This is a genomic window from Bacillus sp. FSL E2-0195 (genome assembly GCF_038003645.1).
Classification (GTDB): Bacteria; Bacillota; Bacilli; order Bacillales; family Bacillaceae_G; genus Bacillus_A; species Bacillus_A mycoides.
Genome location: NZ_JBBOPN010000001.1, coordinates 131,238 through 155,712, shown reverse-complemented (window position 1 = coordinate 155,712; position 24,475 = coordinate 131,238). Strand labels below are relative to the sequence as shown.

The window sequence follows — 24,475 nt, the reverse complement described above, 5'->3', positions numbered from 1 at the left end:
ATGTCAAAAGGAATTTTAAATATATATTCCTTCAAAACTAGATAACATTAGCTTCATATTATATGGTTAAGTCCTCGATCTATTAGTATTCGTCAGCTCCACATGTCACCATGCTTCCACCTCGAACCTATCAACCTGATCATCTTTCAGGGATCTTACTAGCTTACGCTATGGGAAATCTCATCTTGAGGGGGGCTTCATGCTTAGATGCTTTCAGCACTTATCCCTTCCGCACATAGCTACCCAGCTATGCCCTTGGCAGAACAACTGGTACACCAGCGGTGCGTCCATCCCGGTCCTCTCGTACTAAGGACAGCTCCTCTCAAATTTCCTGCGCCCACGACGGATAGGGACCGAACTGTCTCACGACGTTCTGAACCCAGCTCGCGTACCGCTTTAATGGGCGAACAGCCCAACCCTTGGGACCGACTACAGCCCCAGGATGCGATGAGCCGACATCGAGGTGCCAAACCTCCCCGTCGATGTGGACTCTTGGGGGAGATAAGCCTGTTATCCCCGGGGTAGCTTTTATCCGTTGAGCGATGGCCCTTCCATGCGGAACCACCGGATCACTAAGCCCGACTTTCGTCCCTGCTCGACTTGTAGGTCTCGCAGTCAAGCTCCCTTATGCCTTTGCACTCTACGAATGATTTCCAACCATTCTGAGGGAACCTTTGGGCGCCTCCGTTACACTTTAGGAGGCGACCGCCCCAGTCAAACTGCCCACCTGACACTGTCTCCCGGGTCGATAAGACCCGTAGGTTAGAATTTCAATACAGTCAGGGCGGTATCCCACCAGCGCCTCCACCGAAGCTAGCGCTCCGGTTTCAATGGCTCCCGCCTATCCTGTACAAACTGTACCAAAATTCAATATCAGGCTACAGTAAAGCTCCACGGGGTCTTTCCGTCCTGTCGCGGGTAACCTGCATCTTCACAGGTACTATAATTTCACCGAGTCTCTGGTTGAGACAGTGCCCAAATCGTTACACCTTTCGTGCGGGTCGGAACTTACCCGACAAGGAATTTCGCTACCTTAGGACCGTTATAGTTACGGCCGCCGTTTACTGGGGCTTCAGTTCAGAGCTTCGCTTACGCTAACCCCTCTCCTTAACCTTCCAGCACCGGGCAGGTGTCAGCCCCTATACTTCGCCTTACGGCTTCGCAGAGACCTGTGTTTTTGCTAAACAGTCGCTTGGGCCTATTCACTGCGGCTTTCCGTTAAGAAAGCACCCCTTCTCCCGAAGTTACGGGGTCATTTTGCCGAGTTCCTTAACCAGAGTTCTCTCGCACACCTTAGGATTCTCTCCTCGCCTACCTGTGTCGGTTTGCGGTACAGGCACCTTTTATCTCGCTAGAAGCTTTTCTTGGCAGCGGGGAATCAAAGACTTCGCTCCATAAGGAGCTTCCCCATCACAGCTCAGCCTTCACGATAAGCGGATTTGCCTACTTATCAGCCTAACTGCTTGGACGTGCACAACCAATCGCACGCTTCTTCTATCCTTCTGCGTCCCTCCATTGCTCAAACGATAAAGAGGTGGTACAGGAATATCAACCTGTTGTCCATCGCCTACGCCTGTCGGCCTCGGCTTAGGTCCTGACTAACCCTGAGCGGACGAGCCTTCCTCAGGAAACCTTAGGCATTCGGTGGACGGGATTCTCACCCGTCTTTCGCTACTCATACCGGCATTCTCACTTCTAAGCGCTCCACCAGTCCTTCCGGTCTGACTTCACTGCACTTAGAACGCTCCCCTACCACTGATACCATTGGTATCAATTCGCAGCTTCGGTGGTGTATTTAGCCCCGGTACATTTTCGGCGCAGAGTCACTCGACTAGTGAGCTATTACGCACTCTTTAAATGGTGGCTGCTTCTGAGCCAACATCCTAGTTGTCTAAGCAACTCCACATCCTTTTCCACTTAATACACACTTTGGGACCTTAGCTGGCGATCTGGGCTGTTTCCCTCTTGACTACGGATCTTATCACTCGCAGTCTGACTCCTAAGGATAAGTCATTGGCATTCGGAGTTTGACTGAATTCGGTAATCCGATGAGGACCCCTAGTTCAATCAGTGCTCTACCTCCAAGACTCTTACACTTAAGGCTAGCCCTAAAGCTATTTCGGGGAGAACCAGCTATCTCCAGGTTCGATTGGAATTTCTCCGCTACCCACACCTCATCCCCGCACTTTTCAACGTGCGTGGGTTCGGGCCTCCATTCAGTGTTACCTGAACTTCACCCTGGACATGGGTAGATCACCTGGTTTCGGGTCTACGACCACGTACTAAACGCCCTATTCAGACTCGCTTTCGCTGCGGCTCCGCCTCTTCAGCTTAACCTCGCACGGGATCGTAACTCGCCGGTTCATTCTACAAAAGGCACGCCATCACCCATTAACGGGCTCTGACTATTTGTAGGCACACGGTTTCAGGATCTCTTTCACTCCCCTTCCGGGGTGCTTTTCACCTTTCCCTCACGGTACTGGTTCACTATCGATCACTAGGGAGTATTTAGCCTTGGGAGATGGTCCTCCCAGATTCCGACGGAATTTCACGTGTTCCGCCGTACTCAGGATACATTCAAGAGAGAACGAAGTTTCGACTACGGGGTTATTACCCTCTGTGACGGACCTTTCCAGGTCGCTTCGTCTACCTCGTTCCTTTGTAACTCCGTATAGAATGTCCTACAACCCCAAGAGGCAAGCCTCTTGGTTTGGGCTAGATTCCGTTTCGCTCGCCGCTACTCAGGAAATCGCATTTGCTTTCTCTTCCTCCAGGTACTTAGATGTTTCAGTTCCCTGGGTCTGTCTTCCATACCCTATGTATTCAGGTAAGGATACCATACCATTACGTATAGTGGGTTTCCCCATTCGGAAATCTTCGGATCAAAGCTTACTTACAGCTCCCCGAAGCATATCGGCGTTAGTCCCGTCCTTCATCGACTCCTAGTGTCAAGGCATCCACCGTGCGCCCTTTCTAACTTAACCAAACTAAAATTAAAAAAATATGAGCTACACTGTTATCTAGTTTTCAAAGAACATACATTTAAACTTGAGAGATAGTTCTCTCAAAACTGAACGAAACAAAACAAGTCAACGTTTATTGATGAACTGCGTTCATCAATTCTCCATAGAAAGGAGGTGATCCAGCCGCACCTTCCGATACGGCTACCTTGTTACGACTTCACCCCAATCATCTGTCCCACCTTAGGCGGCTGGCTCCATAAAGGTTACCCCACCGACTTCGGGTGTTACAAACTCTCGTGGTGTGACGGGCGGTGTGTACAAGGCCCGGGAACGTATTCACCGCGGCATGCTGATCCGCGATTACTAGCGATTCCAGCTTCATGTAGGCGAGTTGCAGCCTACAATCCGAACTGAGAACGGTTTTATGAGATTAGCTCCACCTCGCGGTCTTGCAGCTCTTTGTACCGTCCATTGTAGCACGTGTGTAGCCCAGGTCATAAGGGGCATGATGATTTGACGTCATCCCCACCTTCCTCCGGTTTGTCACCGGCAGTCACCTTAGAGTGCCCAACTTAATGATGGCAACTAAGATCAAGGGTTGCGCTCGTTGCGGGACTTAACCCAACATCTCACGACACGAGCTGACGACAACCATGCACCACCTGTCACTCTGCTCCCGAAGGAGAAGCTCTATCTCTAGAGTTTTCAGAGGATGTCAAGACCTGGTAAGGTTCTTCGCGTTGCTTCGAATTAAACCACATGCTCCACCGCTTGTGCGGGCCCCCGTCAATTCCTTTGAGTTTCAGCCTTGCGGCCGTACTCCCCAGGCGGAGTGCTTAATGCGTTAACTTCAGCACTAAAGGGCGGAAACCCTCTAACACTTAGCACTCATCGTTTACGGCGTGGACTACCAGGGTATCTAATCCTGTTTGCTCCCCACGCTTTCGCGCCTCAGTGTCAGTTACAGACCAGAAAGTCGCCTTCGCCACTGGTGTTCCTCCATATCTCTACGCATTTCACCGCTACACATGGAATTCCACTTTCCTCTTCTGCACTCAAGTCTCCCAGTTTCCAATGACCCTCCACGGTTGAGCCGTGGGCTTTCACATCAGACTTAAGAAACCACCTGCGCGCGCTTTACGCCCAATAATTCCGGATAACGCTTGCCACCTACGTATTACCGCGGCTGCTGGCACGTAGTTAGCCGTGGCTTTCTGGTTAGGTACCGTCAAGGTGCCAGCTTATTCAACTAGCACTTGTTCTTCCCTAACAACAGAGTTTTACGACCCGAAAGCCTTCATCACTCACGCGGCGTTGCTCCGTCAGACTTTCGTCCATTGCGGAAGATTCCCTACTGCTGCCTCCCGTAGGAGTCTGGGCCGTGTCTCAGTCCCAGTGTGGCCGATCACCCTCTCAGGTCGGCTACGCATCGTCGCCTTGGTGAGCCGTTACCTCACCAACTAGCTAATGCGACGCGGGTCCATCCATAAGTGACAGCCGAAGCCGCCTTTCAATTTCGAACTATGCAGTTCAAAATATTATCCGGTATTAGCCCCGGTTTCCCGGAGTTATCCCAGTCTTATGGGTAGGTTACCCACGTGTTACTCACCCGTCCGCCGCTAACTTCATAAGAGCAAGCTCTTAATCCATTCGCTCGACTTGCATGTATTAGGCACGCCGCCAGCGTTCATCCTGAGCCAGGATCAAACTCTCCAATAAAGTTAGTTTGTCTAGCATCTAAAAATAAAAATTGACGTTCACGTTGTTTGTTTCGTTCAGTTTTCAAAGAACTACTTAGTCGCTCATTTGCGACTTCCTTATGTTAACATCTTCATTTTTCGATGTCAACTAAGTTTTTTAATTTCTTTTTTGTCGTTTTCTGCGTTTCTGCATCAGCGACGTTTATTAATTTATCATATCCTTACTCTTAGCGTCAACACTTTTTAATAAAAAATTCTTTTTCTTACATAACGAATACATTCTTCCCTATTAGCAACTCTCCGAAATAAACAAAAAATGATTTTATACCTTTCTTCCATCGCCTTTTTTACAACGCTATGTATACGCTCATCTTCAAAATCAAATAAAAGTTCCTCTAACTCTCTCTTCAGTATGTATTCAATTTCTTTTTTCTCTTCCTTCGTCAACATAATCCCAAGCAAATTATCACCCCAATAACTCCTTACGTGTACCGATAAACGCCCCACTCATTTTCAATTATCAATACTGTATCATCAAAAAACAAAATTCTATCACTCATTATATCCACCACTTACGATATTAATCCCTCGTTCTCTTTTTTTAATTTAAAGCATATATGTAACTGAAAAGGATTGGACAAAGGGGCGTAATATTATGTTTTTCTTTTTTATTACGAGTAAAAGAACATTTAAACACATTAGCTTAATAATCGTACTTTCCTTATTTACAGCATGGCTACTCTTTTTAAAAACATATTCACATGAATCTGCTTTTTCAACTGCTACTGGCCCTAAAGTGATTTACAAAGGGGACACTGCAAAAAAACAAGTTGCATTCACGTTTGACATTAGTTGGGGGGACAAAAAAGCTATTCCAATCCTTAATACACTCAAAGAAAGAGAAATTAAGAATGCAACCTTCTTTCTCTCTGCTGCATGGGCTGAAAGACACCCTGATATTGTCGAACGCATCATGAAAGATGGACATGAGATTGGTAGTATGGGCTATAATTACACATCCTACACTTCACTAGAAGCAAATGAAATACGACGAGATCTTTTGCGGGCACAAGATGTTTTTACGAAACTTGGCGTAAAACAAGTCAAGCTATTACGTCCACCTAGTGGCGATTTTAACAAAACAACTCTTAAAATAGCGGAATCACTCGGATACACCATCGTTCATTGGAGTAACAATTCAAATGACTGGAAAAATCCCGGCGTAAATAAAATCATTTCCACAGTCTCTAGCAATTTAAAGGGTGGAGATATCGTCTTATTACATGCTTCTGATTCTGCCCTTCAAACAAATAAGGCTTTACCATTACTCTTACAAAAATTAAAGAGCGACGGATATGAACAAACATCTGTATCACAACTTATTTCCAACACAAGTACAAAAAGTGAAGATATTAAGTAGTTCCTTTCTACACGGTTCTTCACACATAAAAAGCTCTGCTATCTTTTGTTAAGATAGCAGAGCTTTTTTATCCTAGCATTTACAGACGATAAGAATCTGGATAATTAAAAATCCACTCTCCTCATTAAGCTGACTTACTCTTTTGTCCAATTAAACGATGCAATACAAGTAACTGATATGAATTACATAATAAAAGTGGTATCACCATTAAATATAACCAATCAGTATCATTAATCCGGAGCGCTGGTACCCATTCAAGAATTGTTACAACAACCATAAAGAACAGAGCGGGAACGAATGCTTTTTTATTCGTTTCTTTACTCTTTATATAAGCGACAATTGCCCCAAACACAAATAACATCCCAGCAACAAGTATGTTATTCCCTAATGAAACTTCCCCATTCGCAACAAGTACTGACCTTAAATAAACGAAATCAAACAATACGAACGCAATAAAGAACAGTTGCACTGTATTCCATAAAGAAGATGACCGAAACATCCCTAATCCAAAACGATGGATCGTTAAATACGCAAAGAACCCCATTTGACTTATAACACTAAAAATAAATCCTACGCCCATCAACCAAAAGGAAATTGCTAAAATCTCTTTTCCGTCGAAATTTTGAAAAAATTTAGCGTACTTGTCCCACTCTAAAACAAAACCAATAAAGACTGTGCTAATCCCACCAAGAAACAACGTCGTAAAAAATAGTCGTACCCACTTGCGGCTATTCACAACACATCCCCCATTATTCTTATATTTCTAATTAAATTGTAACAATGACAATTTCAAAAAGCTAGCCATGTTAATGTATAAATTCCTTAAAGAGATTTATATTAAAAAAAGAGAACTTTGCTGAAAGGAGCTCCAACTTATGAAACGGATGCTGCTCGTTTTGATTTCTTCTTTTCTATTTATAGCACTAGCGGCATGTGCACAAGAAAAAGAAGCAAAATCCGAACTTGATTATGATCAAACAAAAAAAATGATTGTTGATATTTTAAAAACCGATCAAGGAAAAAAAGCGATCCAAGATGTATTAACTGATGAAAAAATGAAACAAGCACTCATACTAGATGAAACAGTAGTAAAGAAAACGATTGAAGATGCACTGGTATCTGAAAAAGGGCAACAATTCTGGGAAAAGCTCTTTAAAGACCCTGAGTTCTCATCGAAATTTGCTAAAAGTATGGGAAAAGAACAAACAAACTTAATGAAAACTTTACTAAAAGATCCTGAATACCAATCAGGTGTTATAGAGATTATGAAAAATCCTGAAGTAGAGAAAATTATGTTACAAACAATGAAGAGTAAAGAATATCGTCAATATTTACAGCAAGTACTAACTGAAACTGCCGAAAGTCCTCTCTTCCAAGCTAAGATGATTGACATCATTAGTAAAGGTGTACAAAAAGCCGAAAAAGGTGGGTCTGATAAGAAAGGCGCAGGTGGTGAAGGCGGTTCTCAAGATGGGAACAAAGAACAATAATAAAAATTATAGAACTGAGTGGACAATGTATATATTGTCCACTCATTACTACTTTATTTTTGTGTAACAGCTGTTTTATCAATAACTGTCTCAGCTATCGTACGATAAATGAGACCCGTTGTATGTGTATCTTCATATACTGACGGCGCAAAGTCCTCTTTATTCCAATCAGGTTGTTGAAGTGGAATTCGGCCAAGTATATCCGTTTGGAGTTCCGTAGCCAATTTATCTCCTCCACCTCTTCCAAACACATACTCTTTTTCACCAGTTGCTTTACTTTCAAAATACGCCATATTTTCAACAACACCAAGAATACTATGTTCTGTACGTAAAGCCATGGCTCCAGCGCGCGCTGCTACAAATGCCGCTGTTGGATGCGGCGTTGTTACAATAATCTCTTTACAAGCCGGCAACATCGAATGTACATCTAAAGCAACATCACCCGTACCTGGTGGTAGGTCCAATACTAAGTAATCTAAATCACCCCACTCTACTTCTGTGAAAAAGTGATTTAACATTTTCCCAAGCATCGGTCCTCTCCAAATAACAGGTGCGTTATCTTCTACAAAGAATCCCATTGAGATTACTTTCACGCCTAGACGCTCCACTGGTATTATCTTATCACCTCTTACGATTGGACGTTTTTCTATACCCATCATATCCGGTACACTAAAACCGTAAATATCCGCGTCGATGATACCAACCTTTTTGCCTAAACGAGCTAAAGCAATTGCAAGGTTAACAGAAACAGTTGATTTCCCTACTCCACCTTTTCCACTTGCCACTGCTAAAAATGTTGTATTTGAATTCGGTGATAATAAGGATTCACTTTTCTCTTCCTCTTGCGGTGGTGCAAACTGAGCTAATTCCTCTTCTGTAAATTCTGCAAAACGAAGTCCCACTGTTGTTGCTCCAAGTTCTTTTACTAACTTTACAATTCCAGACTGCAACTGCATTTGTTCCGCTGTACCCGTCTTTACAATTGCAATTTTAACACTTACATGTTCCTTCTCAGGCTTGACTGTCACCTCTTTAATTGCATTTGTTTCTTTTAACGTTTTATGTATAAACGGATCTACAATCCCTTCCAATGCTTCCACTACCTGCTCTTTTGTTACCATAATTAGCCCAGCCCCCTGTATGAAAAATAACGTATTGTTAATTAAATTTATCTCTCTTTATTTTTAAAATAAATGCGTTTACATTTCCAGTATAACATATTTTCGGAAAACTTCGTTAACGAGAGAAACTCGAAAAAATCCTCCTTATTCTGGAGGATTTCCTTTTTCCGTAAAATAACGTAATATACCACGATATATTGCAGCAGCTACTTTTTGTTGGTATTTCTCCGAATTTAACATATATCTTTCATTCACATTCGATAAAAAGCCCGCCTCAATTAAAGCACCTGGTGTTTTGGCATACTTCAATAAATACACGTGAGGAATTGTTTTAGCAGAACGATTCGTATTTTCTAAGCTTGTTCTCAATTCAGCTTGTATAAATTTCGCAGCTCGTTCATTTTCAATCGAAGAACGATAGTAGAACGTTTGTGCGCCTTTAGATCCACTACTAGTTAGGGCATTTAAATGAATACTCGCAAAAAAGTCTACATCAGGCTTATTAATGATCTCAACACGCTTTTTTAAATCCTCTGCTTTACGTCTACTATATGACTTTGTATCTTTATTAGCTAAATCATAATCTCCTTCACGCGTTAAAATAACTAAAGCACCTTGTTCTTGTAAATAATCTTGTACCTTTTTTGTAATCTCAAGTGTAATGTCTTTTTCTACAATATCCTTTCCACCAACAGCCCCTCCGTCTGGCCCACCATGCCCAGCATCTAGTACAATCACTTTCCCTGATAAGGGTAAATTCCAAGCTCGCCACGATTTTGTAATTTGAAATTCTTGTTTAACTAAAAAAAACAAAACAACCGCAGCGAGCGCAAAAGAGATAATTCGAATTCTCTTCATACCTTTCCTCCTCCAGCTAGTCCCTCTAATTACTTATATGGGACAAGAGGAAAGTTTATGCTTGTCTTAGTGTAGCTTTAATCGATATCTTCTTTCGCCTTTTTCATAGCCTTCCTGCCACCACAAGCCGATAAACTGCTGGCAAGATTCAAAAAGCAATTCCTCGTCTTGCAACTTAATTTCACGTATAGTCATACTCGTTAAAAATTGAAATAACGTTTCAGTTAATTGTTGTTCTTCTTCTAAAGCCCTATATTTCACATCAAAGAATGATTCGCCATGATAACCAAATTTACTGTATCTCGCTCCTAATAAATAAGATTCTATCCCTAGTTCAATGCAATAATCTTCATACTGACGATGAAGTTCTTGCATCTGAAAGGCAACACGAATATTTAAACGCAATGTTTTTAATGATAATTCTCGCAGCATCTTCCGCTCGTATTTTAACTGCTTTTCTTTTTGTTTTTCTTGTAAGCTGACAATGACATTCATAGTACTTATAAACCTCCCTAATACGTATTAGTCTAAACTTCTAAAGAAGAAGCATACGTAGGACGGTAGCACTAAAATATTCCAAGCTAAAAAAATTACAAAAGAAGAATTAAACATAAAAAAACCCCAACCAAAATGGTTGGGGTTTGTAGTTCGCAAAAATTAACGTTTTGAGAACTGAGGTGCACGACGTGCGCCTTTAAGACCGTATTTTTTACGCTCTTTCATACGTGCGTCACGAGTTAATAGACCCGCACGTTTTAATGTTAGACGGTATTCTGGATCAGCTTTTAATAAAGCGCGAGAAATACCGTGACGAATAGCACCAGCTTGACCAGTGTATCCACCACCATTTACGTTTACAAGTACATTGTAGTTACCTAAAGTTTCTGTTGCAACTAGAGGTTGTTTCACTACTTCACGTAATGCAGCAAATGGGATATAGTTTTCAAAATCACGACCGTTAATAATAACGCGTCCTTCGCCTGGAACTAGGCGTACGCGCGCTACTGAACTCTTACGACGTCCAGTGCCATAGTATTGAACCTGTGCCAAAGTAAGCCCTCCTTTAATTAATTATCCGCGAAGTTCGTAAACTTCTGGTTGTTGTGCTTGGTGTGGATGCTCTGCTCCAGCATACACGTTTAATTTCTTAGAAACTTGACGTCCTAAACGTCCTTTTGGAAGCATGCCTTTAATTGCAAGCTCTAACATTTGTACAGGGTAGTTTGTACGCATTTCTAGAGCTGTTCTTTGCTTAAGTCCACCTGGGTGGTTAGTGTGACGGTAGTAAATTTTATCGTTTAATTTATTACCTGTTAAATGAATTTTCTCAGCGTTAATAATAATTACATGATCACCCGTGTCAACGTGTGGTGTAAATGTTGGTTTGTGTTTACCACGTAAAATGGATGCTACTTCAGTAGATAGGCGACCTAAAGTTTGACCTTCAGCATCAACCACATACCATTTACGCTCAACTTCGTTAGCTTTTGCCATAAAAGTCGTACGCATGTGTTTCCCTCCTCGTTATCTTTTCCATAGAAAAAATCTATTGTTTATCTTAAACACGATTTCCTTCCGGGGCTAATCGTGGTTTTAGAAACAATACCATATGTTATGATATACTTTTGAGTTTCTAATGTCAAGCAAATGTTACACCAGGATTAGTTGTTATAGTTTACCTGCCATAAGTAAAGTCCATGACCTGGAGCCATCTTTCCAGCAAACTGGCGATTTTGTTTCGCTAAAATCTCTGGAATACTATCTGGATCAAGCTTTCCTTGACCTACGCTAAGTAACGTACCAACAATAATTCTGACCATATTATATAAAAATCCATTACCTACAAAGCGAAAAATTAATTCATCGTCTTGCTCAATTAATTCGATTTCATAAATTGTTCGTACTTTATCTTTTTTGTCAGTTTTTGCCGAACAAAAAGAAGTAAAGTCATGCGTTCCAATAAAATAAGGAATCGCTTTTCTTATAGAGTTTATTTCGAGTGGATATGGATATTGATATACATAATTTCTACGGAATACATCCGCAGTCTTTGATAATAATACACGATAGCGATATTCTTTTTTCTCGACACCGTAACGTGCATGAAATTCTTCTGTTTTCTTCTCTACCTGCCTGATAATAATATCATCCGGCAACATTGTATTTAAAGCATTACTCCATTGCCACTCTTCAAGAGACAAAGGTGTATCAAAGTGTATCACTTGTCCTTTGGCGTGAACGGTAGAATCCGTTCTGCCTGATGCCTGCACACGAACAAGTTCTCCTTTATGCAACTTCTGCAATGCTTTCTCTATTTCTTGTTGAACAGTCCGATGCTGTGGTTGAATTTGGTAACCACAAAAATGAATGCCATCATATGCAACTGTACATTTTATTCTTTCCATTTCTCTATTCTCCATTACGACCGCACCCATGCCAAAATACAAGCTAAACAAAGTAAGCTTACAATTGTTACTGTATCACTTATTTTCCAGCGTAGTTGCCTAAATTTAGTACGTCCTTCGCCACTTTTATATCCACGAGATTCCATCGCAATCGCTAAGTCCTCTGCACGCTTAAAAGCACTGATAAATAATGGAACGAGTAGTGAGATAATAGCTTTCATCCTATCTTTTATCGGTCCCCCGGCGAAATCAATGCCACGTGACGCTTGTGCTTTCATAATTTTACTCGTTTCATCCATTAATGTCGGGATAAAACGTAGTGAAATTGACATCATTAATGCGATTTCATGAACAGGAACTTTTATACGCTTGAACGGCTTTAATAACGTCTCCAACCCATCTGTAATTTCAATAGGTGTCGTCGTTAACGTTAATAATGTCGTCATTAAAATAATAACGAAGAATCGTATAGAAATGTATATTCCTTGCTCTAATCCTTTTTCATGTATCGAAAACCAACCAAGCTGGAATAGTACTTCCCCTTCTTTATTTGTAAAAATATGCAGGAAAAATGTAAAAAGAAAAATCCACAGAATTGGTTTTAAGCCCGAAAGTACATAACGAATCGGCACTTTTGCAAAAAATAAAGCAATGAGTGCATATAAAAATAAAAATCCATATGAAATCGCATTATTTGCTAAGAAAACAACAAATACATATAAAAAGACAATCAACAGCTTCGTACGAGGATCCAGTTGATGAATGAGTGACTGACCTGGAATATATCTCCCAATAATCAACTGCTGCATGATTCATGACCACCTTTTCGTAACACCTGTACAACTTCATGAGTAAGATCCTCTAAAGATAAGGTAGCCTTCGAAATTGAAATACCAAACTTCTCTTCAATTGCACGTTTATACTTTAAAGACATTGGAAGATCCACACCGATTTGTTCTAATTCATCAGCATATGAAAATACTTCCTCTGCTCTTCCTTGCAAAAAGACCGTTCCTTTATGCATGACCACTATTTGATCTGCATACTTAGCGGCATCCTCCATATTATGGGTAACAAGAATGACTGTAAGCCCCTGTTCCTTATGCAAATTGTAAAACATCTCCATGAGCTCGTGCTGTCCTTTTGGATCAAGCCCTGCTGTAGGTTCATCTAATACAAGCACTTCGGGTTCCATCGCAAGTACGCCTGCTATTGCAACACGCCTCATTTGCCCACCGCTTAATTCAAACGGAGAACGTGCTAATAACTCTATGTCCAATCCAACAAGCTGGATTGCATCTTTCGCCTTTTGTTTTGCCTCTTCTTCAGATACACCAAAATTAGTCGGTCCAAAACAAATGTCCTTTTCAACTGTTTCTTCAAATAGTTGATGTTCTGGAAACTGAAAGACAACCCCTACTTTTTTTCGTAGCGGCTTAAGCTTTTTCTCTTTCTTCCCTGCTGAAATTAAATGTTCACCAATTTGAACCGTACCATTTGTCGGCTGCAATAAACCATTTAAATGTTGAATCATCGTCGACTTACCTGAACCAGTATGACCGATAATGGCATAATAGCCCCCACTTGGAAACGACACGTCTACATCATAAAGTGCGCGTCTTTCAAATGGAGTTTTATATTGATAACGATGTTCTACTTTTTGGAATGTAATCTCCAAAGTTCGTTCACCAAGCTTTCCATTGTAAGATGCGTATTTTGCAAGTGAATTTCATTTCTTTTTAATAATTCTGCTATTTTCACCGAAAAAGGTACATCTAATCCAATCTCTTGGAGCATATGAGAGGATTTGAAAATTTGCTCTGGAGTACCTTCCTCTAATATTTCTCCCTTGTTCAAAATAATAATACGGTCTGACTGTGCCGCTTCTTCTAAATCGTGCGTAATCGATAATACCGTAATACCCTTTTGATCAACAAGTTGTCTGACCGTTTCTACTACTTCACGTCTCCCCTGAGGGTCTAACATTGAAGTTGCTTCATCTAGTATTAAAATAGATGGTTGAAGTGCTAGAACACCTGCTATTGCGACTCGCTGCTTTTGTCCACCAGATAACGAATGGGGTTCTTCATTTAAAAAATCTTCCATACGGACAAGTTGCAGAGCTTGTTCTAGTCTTTCTATCATCTGCTCCCTTGGCATTCCGATGTTCTCTAGGCCGAATACAACGTCATCTTGTACTGTCGTTCCAACAAATTGATTATCTGGATTTTGAAATACCATGCCAATTTGCTTTCGAACATCCCATACTGTTTCCTCTGATAAAATCATTGTATCATTTAAAGTAATTTTCCCTGATTCCGGTAAAAATAAGCCATTCAATAATTTTGCAAGTGTAGACTTCCCTGAACCATTTTGTCCAATAACAGATACCCATTCTCCTTCATATAAGGAAAACGAAACATCTTTTAATGCATAAGAGGCTGCCCCAGGATATTGAAATGATATATTTTCTGTCCGAAGTTTCTCTTTTTTCAATACAAGGCACCCTTTCTTTCGTCAAGTTAGCCTATTTTTATACTTAAAAAAAAAGGGCCATGACCAGTTACTTGAAAAGAACTGTCCTGCCCTTTTAATCATCATTATACTAACTCGATAATTACCATTGGTGCTGCGTCTCCGCGACGTGGACCAATTTTTGCAATACGAGTGTATCCGCCTTGGCGCTCAGCATAGCGTGGAGCTACATCAGCGAATAATTTTTGAAGTGCATCTTGACCAGTCTCAGCGTTAGCAACCTCATTACGGATGAAAGCTGCTGCTTGACGACGAGCATGAAGATCTCCGCGTTTACCTAAAGTGATCATTTTTTCCACTACAGAACGAAGTTCTTTTGCACGAGTTTCTGTCGTTTGGATGCGCTCGTTGATAATTAAATCAGTAGCTAAATCACGTAACATAGCTTTACGTTGCGCACTTGTACGGCCTAATTTTCTGTATGCCATTCGTAGTTCCCTCCTTTGTTGATGGGTTTAAATCCTCAGTCGTCTTTACGTAAACCTAAACCTAATTCCTCAAGTTTATGTTTAACTTCTTCTAAGGATTTACGTCCTAAGTTACGAACTTTCATCATATCTTCTTCTGTTTTGTTCGCAAGCTCTTGTACAGTATTAATTCCTGCACGTTTTAGGCAATTATAAGAACGAACAGAAAGATCTAGTTCTTCGATAGTCATCTCAAGAACTTTTTCTTTTTGATCTTCTTCCTTCTCGACCATAATCTCAGCATTTTGTGCTTCGTCAGTTAAACCAACAAAGATATTTAAATGCTCAGTTAAGATTTTGGCACCTAAAGAGATAGCTTCTTTTGGCCCGATGCTTCCATCCGTCCATACATCAAGCGTAAGCTTATCATAATTAGCCACTTGTCCGACACGTGTCTTTTCCACTTGGTAAGTCACACGTGATACTGGAGTATAAATAGAATCAATAGGAATTACTCCTATTGGTTGATCTTCGCTTTTATTTGCATCAGCTGGCGTATACCCACGGCCACGCTTTGCAGTTAAACGCATGCGGAAATGCGCATTTTTTGCTAACGTCGCAATGTGTAAATCTGGATTTAAGATTTCAACATCACTATCGTGAGTAATATCAGCAGCTGTGACAATACCTTCGCCCTGTACATCGATTTCCAACGTCTTCTCTTCTTCAGAGTAGATTTTAAGAGCTAACTTTTTCAAGTTTAAGATCATCGTCGTAACGTCTTCTACTACGCCCTCAACTGTTGAAAATTCGTGTAAAACGCCATCGATTTGGATAGCAGTTACAGCGGCACCAGGGAGTGAGGATAAAAGAATACGACGTAAGGAGTTACCCAAAGTAGTACCATATCCACGCTCAAGCGGTTCAATCACGAATTTGCCATACTTAGCATCTTCGTTAAGTTCAACCGTTTCGATTTTCGGTTTTTCGATTTCAATCATTAACTAAACCCTCCTTCAAAACGTCGAAACCCCGGTTAAACAAAGGAAGAACCTCTGTTTAACCGAAAGTCCCCCTTAGGCAGTTCCCGATTGTGCACAACAAGCGATGTTTCTGTACGAAATTTCTCGATAATGCATCATATCCATTATAGACAAAAGGGAAAATTCTATACAGAAAAATTACACACGACGACGTTTTGGTGGACGACATCCATTATGAGGAACTGGAGTAACATCTCTAATTGCTGTTACTTCTAGACCTGCCGCTTGAAGAGCACGAATTGCAGCTTCACGACCAGCACCAGGACCTTTAACAGTAACCTCTAAAGTTTTTAAACCATGCTCCATTGCAACTTTAGAAGCAGCTTCAGCAGCCATTTGCGCAGCGAATGGAGTAGATTTACGAGATCCACGGAAACCAAGTGCACCAGCACTAGACCAAGAAAGTGCGTTACCATGAGTATCTGTAAGTGTTACGATTGTGTTGTTGAAAGTAGAACGAATATGAGCTATACCAGCTTCAATATTCTTTTTCACACGTTTTTTACGAGTGTTTGTTTTACGTGCCATTGTTAGTTCAACCTCCTTTACTTATTATTTCTTTTTATTTGCTACTGTACGACGTGGACCTTTACGTGTACGAGCATTGTTTTTAGAGTTTTGACCACGAACTGGTAAACCACGACGGTGACGAAGACCACGGTAAGAACCGATCTCCATTAGACGTTTAATGTTAAGAGATACTTCACGACGAAGGTCTCCCTCAACTTTAATACGATCGATGATATCACGGATACGTCCTAATTCATCTTCCGATAAATCACGAACTCGTGTTTCCGAAGAAATACCAGCTTCTGTAAGAATTTTTTCAGCAGTTGTGCGACCAATGCCGAATACGTAAGTTAAAGAAATAACAACGCGCTTGTCACGAGGAATATCTACACCTGCGATACGTGCCATTTTGAATGCACCTCCTTCTGATTAACCTTGTTTTTGTTTATGTTTAGGGTTTTCACAAATAACCATTACTTTTCCACGTCTACGAATAACTTTACATTTTTCGCAGATTGGTTTAACTGACGGTCTTACTTTCATGTCTCGAACCTCCTTAAAGATTACGGAGTGCTATATTATTTAAAACGGTACGTAATACGACCACGATTTAAATCGTACGGAGATAATTCTACCGTAACTTTGTCTCCTGGTAAAATACGAATGAAATTCATACGGATTTTACCAGAAACGTGAGCCAATACGACATGCCCATTCTCTAATTCTACTTTGAACATAGCATTTGGCAACGTTTCAAGAACGGTACCTTCGACTTCAATTACATCATCTTTAGCCATTCAATAGTTCTCCCTTCTTCAAATCAGTAACATTTTACACTGCTCTGAAATCCCGGAGAGCCAGCTACTTATAAAGTGGTAAGGATTTCGTATCCTGCTTCTGTAAGAGCAATCGTGTGCTCAAAATGGGCACACCATTTACCATCTACCGTTACCACTGTCCAGTCATCAGATAGTGTTTTTACATATCGTCTTCCTTGATTCACCATCGGCTCAACACAGATGACCATTCCCGGCTTTAATCTAGGGCCTCTATTTGGTGGACCATAGTGCGGGATTTGAGGGTCCTCATGTAAGTCTTGCCCGATTCCGTGACCAACATACTCCCTAACGATCGAGAACCCATTCTCTTCAGCATGTGTTTGAACCGCATGCGAGATATTTGATAATCTTTCGCCTGGTTTTACTTGTTCTAGACCAAGATACAACGATTTTTCTGTGACATCAAGTAGCTTTTGAACAGATTCAGAAATGTTTCCAACTGGATACGTCCATGCAGAATCACCATGGTACCCATTGTATTTCGCACCAATATCGATACTGATGATATCGCCCTCTTCGAGCTTACGCTTCCCTGGAATCCCGTGTACAAGCTCTTCATTTACAGAAGCACAAATGCTCCCCGGAAATCCGTTGTATCCTTTAAAAGATGGCGTAGCACCATATTTTCGAATCGTCTTTTCCGCTATTTGATCGAGCTCTTTCGTTGTAATTCCTGGAGTAATATGTTGTTTCAACTCTTGATGAGTTAAAGCAACGATCCTGCCAGCTTCTCGCATGATTTCTATCTCGCGAGGAGTTTTGCAGATGATCATTACGCTAAGTCTCCGATGAGAACATCGATATCAGCAAATACTTTATTGATATCTTGCTCACCATTAATGCTTTGTAAGTAGCCAAGCTCCTCGTAGAAATCAAGCAAAGGTTTTGTTTGCTTAATATTTACATCTAAACGATTTGCTACAGTTTCTTCATTGTCATCAGAGCGTTGATATAATTCGCCACCACATTTATCGCACACATCAGCTTTTGCTGGCGGATTGAATTCTAAGTGGTAAGTCGCACCGCATTCTTTACAAATGCGACGGCCTGTAAGGCGTGTTAATAACAACCCTGAATCCACATTAATGTTTAAAACATAGTCGATTTTTTTGCCAAGATCTTTCATAATCTCTTCAAGAGCTGATGCTTGTGCAACAGTTCGTGGGAAACCATCTAATAAGAAGCCTTTAATACAGTCTTCTTGGCTTAAACGTTCACGAACAATTCCAATTGTAACTTCATCTGGAACAAGCGCACCTTTATCAATAAAAGATTTTGCTTGTAAACCAAGTTCAGTTTCAGCCTTCATAGCTGCACGGAACATATCTCCTGTTGAGATGTGAGGGATGTTATACTTGGCAATAATCTGTTCGGCTTGTGTACCTTTACCAGCACCAGGAAGCCCCATTAAAATCAAGTTCATCCTTGTTCCCCCTCAGTACATGAGCATGTAGGGAAGACAGTTCTTCCCACTTACTCACTGCTTGATAAACCCTTTGTAATGGCGTTTTACCAATTGGCTTTCTAGCTGCTTCATTGTTTCTAAAGCAACGCCGACAACGATTAACATACTCGTTCCACCAATCTGTGCAGATGGAGGAAGATTTCCCAATTTCGTAAAGATAACTGGTAAGATTGCAATCGCTGCTAGGAAAATTGATCCCACAAAGGTCAAACGATACAAGATTTTTGTTAGATATTGTTCTGTATTCTTACCCGGACGAATACCTGGAACATATCCACCTTGCTTGTTTAGATTCTCTGACATTTGCTCTGGATTAACCTGAACAAATGCATAGAAATATGTGAAGGCTACAATGAGCGCAACATATATGATCATTCCCACTGGGTGAGAATAGTTAAAGTTTGCAATAATCCACTGCGACACATCATGTTTCGGGAAGAACTGTGCAATAGTTGGAGGCGTAATTAAGAATGAAACAGCAAAAATGACTGGAATAACACCCGCACTATTTACCTTAAGTGGTAAATGAGTGTTTTGTGCTCCAGCATGATTCCCATTCCCTCCTGTTACACGCTTCGCGTATTGAATTGGGATCTTTCTAACAGCCTGTTGAATGAAAATAACACCAACAATAACCGCTAGCACAGCTAGTAAAATCAATGCAACTTTAACGATACTCATGAACAATTGATCTCCGATATTTTGAAACTGTTGTTGATACACTTGAGATATAACACTTGGGATCGCTGCGGCAATACCGCCAAAGATAAGAATGGAAATACCATTACCTACACCTTTAGCTGTAATCTGTTCACCTAACCACATTAAAAATGCAGTACCAGCAGTCAGTACCGTAGCAATGTATAAATAAGTGCTCCAACCTGGATTCAAAATTAATTGCCCACCTACCATACCGTTAAAACCGATTGACATACCAAACCCCTGAATAAACGCAAGAACAATTGTAAAGTAACGCGTGAATTGCGTTAGTTTACGACGGCCCATTTCGCCTTGCTTCGACCATTCCGAAAATTTAGGAACAACATCCATCTGCAATAATTGCACGATGATGGATGCTGTAATATACGGCATGATTCCCATCGCGAAGATGGAGAAGTTTTTCAAGGCGCCACCGCCAAATGTATTTAGGATACCTAAGGCATTTAATTGATCTTGTGCTTTCAGTACGTCTCCATTTGTAAATGGCACTGGGATAAACGTGCCAATCCTGAATACGACTAACATCGCTAAAGTGAATAATATTTTACGTCTTATCTCAGCAACGCGCATAAAGTTGGAGATTGTACGAAACATTAGATCACCTCAACTGATCCGCCAGCTGCTTCAATTGCTTCTTTAGCACTTGAAGAGAACTTGTGCGCTTTAACAGTTAATTTTTTCTCTACTGCTCCGCTTGCAAGAATTTTAACACCGTCGTTTAATTTGCTGATAACGCCAGTTTCCAGCAATAATTCAGGTGTTACTTCTGTACCATCTTCAAAACGATTTAACGTTGATAAGTTTACAATAGTAAACTCTTTACGGTTAATGTTTGTGAAGCCGCGTTTTGGTAAACGACGGAATAGTGGAGTTTGACCACCTTCGAAGCCAAGACGAACACCGCCGCCAGAACGTGCGTTTTGTCCTTTATGACCTCTACCAGCAGTTTTACCGTTACCAGAACCGATACCACGACCGACACGGTTACGTACTTTACGAGAACCTTCTGCAGGTTTTAATTCATGAAGTTTCATTCCCAGGCACCTCCTTATATTAATGAGTTATCCTTAAGCTTCTTTTACAGAGATAAGGTGAGAAACTTTGTTGATCATACCAAGAATAGCAGGAGTTTCTTCCTTAACTACAGTTGAATTCAACTTTTTAAGACCTAAAGCTTCTACCGTCGCACGTTGATCTTGTGGACGACCAATTACACTACGAGTGAGGGTAATTTCTAACTTTTTCGCCATTTGTTTTCCCTCCTTAACCTAGTAGCTCTTCTACAGATTTACCGCGTAATTTTGCAACATCTTCAGCGCGCTTAAGTTCGCTTAATCCGTTCACAGTAGCGCGAATCATGTTGATTGGTGTGTTAGAACCAAGAGATTTCGAAAGAATATCTTGTACACCAGCTAATTCTAGTACCGCACGAACAGGTCCACCAGCAATAACACCAGTACCCTCAGCAGCAGGTTTTAAGAATACTTCACCAGCTCCAAAATGACCGTTGATTGTGTGAGGAATTGTTGTACCAACTAATGGTACAGCGATTAGGTTTTTCTTAGCGTCTTCGATAGCTTTACGGATTGCGTCTGGTACCTCTTGTGCTTTACCAGTACCGAATCCAACATGACCGTTTTTATCGCCAACTACAACTAGTGCAGCAAAGCGGAAACGACGACCACCCTTAACAACTTTCGCGACACGATTTATCGTAACTACACGTTCTTCAAGTTCTAATTTACTTGGGTCAATGCGTTGCATCAATTTTCCCTCCTTTGACCATTAAAATTGTAATCCAGCCTCACGAGCAGCTTCAGCTAGAGCTTTAACACGGCCATGGTATAAGTAACCACCGCGATCAAATACTACTTCTTTAACGCCTTTCTCTACAGCACGCTTAGCAACTGATTCTCCAACTTTCGTAGCAGCTTCAGTATTGCTAGTACCGTTAAGAGCAAGGTCTTTATCAAGAGTAGATGCACTTACTAATGTTACACCATTTACATCATCAATAACTTGAGCGTAAATATGTTGGTTAGAACGGTACACGTTTAAACGTGGACGTTCTGCAGTACCAGTAAGTTTAGCACGTACACGTGCATGTCTTTTCTTACGAGTCGCATTTTTAGCAGCTTTAGTGATCATTCTTGTCACTCCTTTCTTTCACCTAACGGGTTTACTTAGCAGTTTTACCTTCTTTACGACGAACAACTTCGCCTTCGTAACGAATACCTTTACCTTTATATGGTTCAGGAGCACGTACAGCGCGGATGTTAGCAGCAAATTCGCCAACACGTTGCTTGTCGATACCTTTAATTACGATTTTAGTTGGTACAGGTACTTCAACTTCAAGTCCTGCTTCTGGAGTCATTTCTACTGGATGAGAATAACCTACGCTTAAAACAAGTTTATCTCCTTGTTTTTGAGCACGGTAACCAACACCGACTAATTCAAGTCCGCGTACGAAACCTGTAGTTACACCTTCAACCATGTTTCCGATTAAAGCACGAGTTGTACCGTGTAATGCACGGTGTTCCTTCTGTTCAGATGGACGCTCAACTGTTAGTGTATTTTCTTCAATTTTGATAGACATATCAGTTTTGAAAGTACGAGTTAATTCACCTTTAGGGCCTTTTACTGTTACAGTATTGTCTTCTGCAACTGTAATAGTAACACCTGCAGGGATTTCAAGAATCTTTTTACCAATACGAGACATGTGGTCACACCTCCGTTCGTTTTAAATATATATTACCAAACGTATGCTACTACTTCTCCACCAGTTTGTAATTGACGAGCGTCTTTGTCTGTCATTACTCCCTTAGATGTAGAAACAAGAGCGATACCTAATCCGTTAAGTACACGTGGTACTTCATCAGCTTTTGCGTAAACGCGTAAGCCAGGTTTACTGATACGTTTTAATCCAGTGATTACACGTTCATTGTTTGCACCATATTTCAGGAAAATACGAAGGATACCTTGTTTGTTATCCCCAATGTATTCTACATCACGAATGAAACCTTCACGTTTTAAAAGTTCAGCGATCTCTTTTTTGATTTTAGAAGCAGGAACCTCTAATTTCTCATGACGTACCATGTTCGCATTACGGATGCGAGTAAGCATGTCTGCAATTGGATCTGTCATCACCATGTGTTTTACCTCCTTCCCATTTGTGGGTTTTACCAACTAGCTTTTTTAACACCAGGAATTTGACCTTTATATGCAAGTTCACGGAAACAAATACGGCAAAGCTTAAATTTGCGGTATACAGAATGCGGACGACCGCAGCGTTCGCAACGTGTATACTCTTGTACTTTAAACTTAGGAGTACGCTTTTGTTTCGCGATCATAGATTTTTTAGCCACGTTTTCGCCTCCTCTACTTAGCGTTGGCTTCCATTATTTTTGGAATGGCATACCGAATTGTGTTAAAAGTTCACGAGCTTCTTCATCAGTTTTCGCTGTAGTAACGATTACGATGTCCATACCGCGGACTTTACTTACTTTATCATAATCAATCTCAGGGAAAATTAGTTGCTCTTTAACACCTAATGTGTAGTTCCCACGACCATCGAATGATTTCTTAGAAACACCACGGAAATCACGTACACGTGGTAAAGAAACTGATACTAATTTGTCGAAGAACTCATACATTTGTTGTCCGCGTAAAGTTACTTTCGCACCGATTGGCATACCTTCACGAAGACGGAAACCAGCGATTGATTTTTTAGCGCGAGTTACAACAGGTTTTTGACCTGCGATTTGCGTTAATTCTTCTACTGCATTGTCTAAAGCTTTTGAGTTAGATACCGCGTCACCAACACCAGTGTTGATTACGATCTTTTCGATTTTCGGTACTTCCATCACAGATTTATAGTTAAACTTGCTCATTAGAGCAGGAGTAATTTCCTTTTGGAACTTCTCTTTAAGGCGATTCAATGAAGTGACCTCCTTTCTTAAGAAAATTATTTATCTAATAATTCACCAGATTTTTTTGCAATACGAACTTTTTTACCATCTTCTACTTTGAAGCCTACGCGAGTAGGTTCGCCTGTTTTCGGATCTAATACCATAACATTAGAAACGTGAATAGGTGCTTCTTTCGTAATAATTCCACCTTGTGGATTTAATTGAGATGGCTTAGAGTGTTTTTTAACGATGTTAACACCCTCAACGATAACACGGTTTTGCTTTGGGAAAGCCACAAGGATAACGCCTTGTTTTCCTTTGTCTTTACCAGTGATTACCTGAACTTTATCACCTTTTTTTACATGCATCTTAATTCTGCACCTCCTTAGCAAGGCAATACCTTAAATTATAGAACTTCTGGAGCTAAAGAAACGATCTTCATGAAGTTGCTATCACGTAATTCACGAGCTACTGGTCCGAAGATACGAGTACCACGTGGGCTCTTATCGTCTTTGATGATAACCGCTGCGTTTTCATCAAATTTAATATAAGAACCGTCCGGACGACGAGCTCCGCTCTTCGTACGTACCACTACTGCCTTAACAACGTCACCTTTTTTAACAACGCCACCTGGTGTTGCTTGTTTTACCGTAGCAACGATAATATCACCAATATTAGCATATTTACGACCAGAGCCGCCTAATACTTTAATTGTTAAAAGTTCACGTGCACCAGAGTTGTCAGCAACTTTCAAACGAGATTCTTGTTGGATCATGTTATGAAACCTCCCTTCGGACTAAAAATTCCGATTCGTCTATTTAGATAACAACCGCTTCTTCAACGATTTCAACTAAACGGAAACGCTTAGTAGCAGAAAGCGGGCGAGTTTCCATGATTTTAACGATATCGCCAAGTTTTGCTTGGTTTTGCTCATCATGGGCTTTGTACTTTTTAGAATACTTAACACGTTTTCCGTACAAGGAATGAGTTTTGTAAGTTTCAACTAAAACTGTAATCGTTTTGTCCATTTTATCAGACACAACACGACCAGTATAAACTTTGCGTTGGTTACGTTCGCTCACTATGCAAAC

Annotated in this window: 33 protein-coding genes and 2 rRNA genes; 2 read left to right on the top strand and 33 right to left on the bottom strand. The window is 40.9% G+C overall.

Annotated elements, in window-relative coordinates:
- Nucleotides 1–62: 62 nt before the first annotated feature.
- The 3 genes from MHH59_RS00885 to MHH59_RS00875 all read right to left on the bottom strand — a co-directional run bounded on the left by MHH59_RS00885 (nt 63) and on the right by MHH59_RS00875 (nt 5,125).
- A 23S ribosomal RNA gene (locus MHH59_RS00885) occupies nt 63–2,984 on the bottom strand.
- 146 nt (nt 2,985–3,130) lie between these two features.
- Nucleotides 3,131–4,682, bottom strand: a 16S ribosomal RNA gene (locus MHH59_RS00880).
- Together the 16S and 23S rRNA genes form the textbook arrangement of a ribosomal RNA operon.
- A 224-nt stretch (nt 4,683–4,906) precedes the next feature.
- Complete coding sequence (locus MHH59_RS00875) at nt 4,907–5,125, bottom strand: hypothetical protein (RefSeq protein ID WP_033708173.1); 219 nt, start codon at nt 5,123–5,125, stop codon at nt 4,907–4,909.
- 193 nt (nt 5,126–5,318) lie between these two features.
- On the opposite strand from MHH59_RS00875, the gene pdaB reads away from it, so the two are divergent.
- The gene (gene pdaB, locus MHH59_RS00870; RefSeq protein WP_002091556.1) at nt 5,319–6,083 is read left to right on the top strand and encodes a polysaccharide deacetylase family sporulation protein PdaB; all 765 of its coding nucleotides are present in this window, start codon (nt 5,319–5,321) and stop codon (nt 6,081–6,083) included.
- A 124-nt stretch (nt 6,084–6,207) separates the two neighbouring features.
- On the opposite strand, the gene kbaA is transcribed toward pdaB, so the two are convergent.
- Nucleotides 6,208–6,819, bottom strand: a complete 612-nt coding sequence (gene kbaA / locus MHH59_RS00865) for a KinB signaling pathway activation protein KbaA (protein WP_002124701.1) — start codon at nt 6,817–6,819, stop codon at nt 6,208–6,210.
- A gap of 139 nt (nt 6,820–6,958) precedes the next feature.
- On the opposite strand from kbaA, the gene gerD reads away from it, so the two are divergent.
- Nucleotides 6,959–7,573 carry a spore germination lipoprotein GerD gene (gerD, locus tag MHH59_RS00860; RefSeq protein WP_002009716.1) on the top strand — a complete coding sequence of 205 codons (615 nt, stop codon included), beginning with the start codon at nt 6,959–6,961 and terminating at the stop codon, nt 7,571–7,573.
- 53 nt (nt 7,574–7,626) lie between these two features.
- On the opposite strand, the gene MHH59_RS00855 is transcribed toward gerD, so the two are convergent.
- From MHH59_RS00855 to rpsQ, 29 genes are all read right to left on the bottom strand, one after another.
- A complete protein-coding gene (locus MHH59_RS00855; RefSeq protein ID WP_002009718.1) occupies nt 7,627–8,694 on the bottom strand; it encodes an Mrp/NBP35 family ATP-binding protein in 1,068 nt (355 codons plus the stop codon).
- A gap of 144 nt (nt 8,695–8,838) precedes the next feature.
- The gene (gene cwlD / locus MHH59_RS00850) at nt 8,839–9,552 is read right to left on the bottom strand and encodes an N-acetylmuramoyl-L-alanine amidase CwlD (protein ID WP_002009721.1); all 714 of its coding nucleotides are present in this window, start codon (nt 9,550–9,552) and stop codon (nt 8,839–8,841) included.
- Between the two features lie 66 nt (nt 9,553–9,618).
- On the bottom strand, nt 9,619–10,047 hold the full coding sequence (locus MHH59_RS00845; protein WP_340850752.1) for a DUF2521 family protein: 429 nt from the start codon (nt 10,045–10,047) through the stop codon (nt 9,619–9,621).
- A 162-nt stretch (nt 10,048–10,209) separates the two neighbouring features.
- A complete protein-coding gene (gene rpsI, locus MHH59_RS00840; RefSeq protein ID WP_002009728.1) occupies nt 10,210–10,602 on the bottom strand; it encodes a 30S ribosomal protein S9 in 393 nt (130 codons plus the stop codon).
- A 21-nt stretch (nt 10,603–10,623) separates the two neighbouring features.
- Nucleotides 10,624–11,061: a 50S ribosomal protein L13 gene (rplM, locus tag MHH59_RS00835; protein WP_002029337.1), complete on the bottom strand. Its 438-nt coding sequence runs from the start codon at nt 11,059–11,061 to the stop codon at nt 10,624–10,626.
- Nucleotides 11,062–11,213: 152 nt separating this feature from the next.
- Nucleotides 11,214–11,957, bottom strand: coding sequence for a tRNA pseudouridine(38-40) synthase TruA (gene truA, locus MHH59_RS00830; RefSeq protein ID WP_002124694.1), 744 nt, complete (start codon nt 11,955–11,957; stop codon nt 11,214–11,216).
- A gap of 14 nt (nt 11,958–11,971) precedes the next feature.
- Complete coding sequence (locus MHH59_RS00825) at nt 11,972–12,766, bottom strand: energy-coupling factor transporter transmembrane component T family protein (protein ID WP_002124692.1); 795 nt, start codon at nt 12,764–12,766, stop codon at nt 11,972–11,974.
- Entirely contained in the window at nt 12,754–13,635 is an 882-nt protein-coding gene (locus MHH59_RS00820; protein WP_002124690.1) for an energy-coupling factor ABC transporter ATP-binding protein, read from the bottom strand. The genes MHH59_RS00825 and MHH59_RS00820 overlap by 13 nt, the downstream gene beginning before the upstream one ends.
- Nucleotides 13,611–14,453: an energy-coupling factor ABC transporter ATP-binding protein gene (locus tag MHH59_RS00815; RefSeq protein ID WP_002009740.1), complete on the bottom strand. Its 843-nt coding sequence runs from the start codon at nt 14,451–14,453 to the stop codon at nt 13,611–13,613. The genes MHH59_RS00820 and MHH59_RS00815 overlap by 25 nt, the downstream gene beginning before the upstream one ends.
- 104 nt (nt 14,454–14,557) lie before the next feature.
- Nucleotides 14,558–14,920 (bottom strand): 50S ribosomal protein L17, encoded by a 363-nt coding sequence (rplQ, locus tag MHH59_RS00810; RefSeq protein WP_000331490.1) that lies wholly within the window; start codon nt 14,918–14,920, stop codon nt 14,558–14,560.
- A 35-nt stretch (nt 14,921–14,955) separates the two neighbouring features.
- Entirely contained in the window at nt 14,956–15,900 is a 945-nt protein-coding gene (locus MHH59_RS00805) for a DNA-directed RNA polymerase subunit alpha (protein ID WP_002009743.1), read from the bottom strand.
- A 180-nt stretch (nt 15,901–16,080) separates the two neighbouring features.
- The gene (gene rpsK / locus MHH59_RS00800; RefSeq protein WP_002009745.1) at nt 16,081–16,470 is read right to left on the bottom strand and encodes a 30S ribosomal protein S11; all 390 of its coding nucleotides are present in this window, start codon (nt 16,468–16,470) and stop codon (nt 16,081–16,083) included.
- A gap of 24 nt (nt 16,471–16,494) precedes the next feature.
- A complete protein-coding gene (gene rpsM, locus MHH59_RS00795) occupies nt 16,495–16,860 on the bottom strand; it encodes a 30S ribosomal protein S13 (protein WP_002009746.1) in 366 nt (121 codons plus the stop codon).
- Nucleotides 16,861–16,881: 21 nt separating this feature from the next.
- Nucleotides 16,882–16,995 (bottom strand): 50S ribosomal protein L36, encoded by a 114-nt coding sequence (gene rpmJ, locus MHH59_RS00790; protein WP_000868344.1) that lies wholly within the window; start codon nt 16,993–16,995, stop codon nt 16,882–16,884.
- 35 nt (nt 16,996–17,030) lie between these two features.
- Nucleotides 17,031–17,249: a translation initiation factor IF-1 gene (infA, locus tag MHH59_RS00785; RefSeq protein WP_001029884.1), complete on the bottom strand. Its 219-nt coding sequence runs from the start codon at nt 17,247–17,249 to the stop codon at nt 17,031–17,033.
- 68 nt (nt 17,250–17,317) lie between these two features.
- Nucleotides 17,318–18,064, bottom strand: a complete 747-nt coding sequence (map, locus tag MHH59_RS00780; protein WP_000582542.1) for a type I methionyl aminopeptidase — start codon at nt 18,062–18,064, stop codon at nt 17,318–17,320.
- Nucleotides 18,064–18,714 carry an adenylate kinase gene (locus MHH59_RS00775; protein WP_002124689.1) on the bottom strand — a complete coding sequence of 217 codons (651 nt, stop codon included), beginning with the start codon at nt 18,712–18,714 and terminating at the stop codon, nt 18,064–18,066. The genes map and MHH59_RS00775 overlap by 1 nt, the downstream gene beginning before the upstream one ends.
- 54 nt (nt 18,715–18,768) lie before the next feature.
- A complete protein-coding gene (secY, locus tag MHH59_RS00770; protein WP_002124688.1) occupies nt 18,769–20,070 on the bottom strand; it encodes a preprotein translocase subunit SecY in 1,302 nt (433 codons plus the stop codon).
- A complete protein-coding gene (gene rplO, locus MHH59_RS00765) occupies nt 20,070–20,510 on the bottom strand; it encodes a 50S ribosomal protein L15 (protein ID WP_002009754.1) in 441 nt (146 codons plus the stop codon). The genes secY and rplO overlap by 1 nt, the downstream gene beginning before the upstream one ends.
- A 33-nt stretch (nt 20,511–20,543) precedes the next feature.
- Nucleotides 20,544–20,726, bottom strand: a complete 183-nt coding sequence (gene rpmD, locus MHH59_RS00760; protein ID WP_002009757.1) for a 50S ribosomal protein L30 — start codon at nt 20,724–20,726, stop codon at nt 20,544–20,546.
- A 13-nt stretch (nt 20,727–20,739) separates the two neighbouring features.
- Nucleotides 20,740–21,240 carry a 30S ribosomal protein S5 gene (rpsE, locus tag MHH59_RS00755; protein ID WP_002009759.1) on the bottom strand — a complete coding sequence of 167 codons (501 nt, stop codon included), beginning with the start codon at nt 21,238–21,240 and terminating at the stop codon, nt 20,740–20,742.
- 21 nt (nt 21,241–21,261) lie between these two features.
- Nucleotides 21,262–21,624 (bottom strand): 50S ribosomal protein L18, encoded by a 363-nt coding sequence (rplR, locus tag MHH59_RS00750; RefSeq protein ID WP_002009761.1) that lies wholly within the window; start codon nt 21,622–21,624, stop codon nt 21,262–21,264.
- Between the two features lie 31 nt (nt 21,625–21,655).
- Nucleotides 21,656–22,195, bottom strand: a complete 540-nt coding sequence (gene rplF / locus MHH59_RS00745; RefSeq protein WP_002009762.1) for a 50S ribosomal protein L6 — start codon at nt 22,193–22,195, stop codon at nt 21,656–21,658.
- A 32-nt stretch (nt 22,196–22,227) separates the two neighbouring features.
- The gene (gene rpsH, locus MHH59_RS00740; protein ID WP_002009764.1) at nt 22,228–22,626 is read right to left on the bottom strand and encodes a 30S ribosomal protein S8; all 399 of its coding nucleotides are present in this window, start codon (nt 22,624–22,626) and stop codon (nt 22,228–22,230) included.
- A 29-nt stretch (nt 22,627–22,655) separates the two neighbouring features.
- Complete coding sequence (gene rpsN, locus MHH59_RS00735) at nt 22,656–22,841, bottom strand: 30S ribosomal protein S14 (protein WP_001085700.1); 186 nt, start codon at nt 22,839–22,841, stop codon at nt 22,656–22,658.
- A gap of 33 nt (nt 22,842–22,874) precedes the next feature.
- Entirely contained in the window at nt 22,875–23,414 is a 540-nt protein-coding gene (gene rplE, locus MHH59_RS00730) for a 50S ribosomal protein L5 (RefSeq protein ID WP_002091528.1), read from the bottom strand.
- Between the two features lie 26 nt (nt 23,415–23,440).
- On the bottom strand, nt 23,441–23,752 hold the full coding sequence (gene rplX, locus MHH59_RS00725) for a 50S ribosomal protein L24 (RefSeq protein WP_000558201.1): 312 nt from the start codon (nt 23,750–23,752) through the stop codon (nt 23,441–23,443).
- Nucleotides 23,753–23,790: 38 nt separating this feature from the next.
- Nucleotides 23,791–24,159: a 50S ribosomal protein L14 gene (gene rplN, locus MHH59_RS00720; RefSeq protein WP_000615912.1), complete on the bottom strand. Its 369-nt coding sequence runs from the start codon at nt 24,157–24,159 to the stop codon at nt 23,791–23,793.
- Between the two features lie 43 nt (nt 24,160–24,202).
- Nucleotides 24,203–24,466, bottom strand: a complete 264-nt coding sequence (gene rpsQ, locus MHH59_RS00715; RefSeq protein WP_002091526.1) for a 30S ribosomal protein S17 — start codon at nt 24,464–24,466, stop codon at nt 24,203–24,205.
- Nucleotides 24,467–24,475 lie beyond the last annotated feature (9 nt).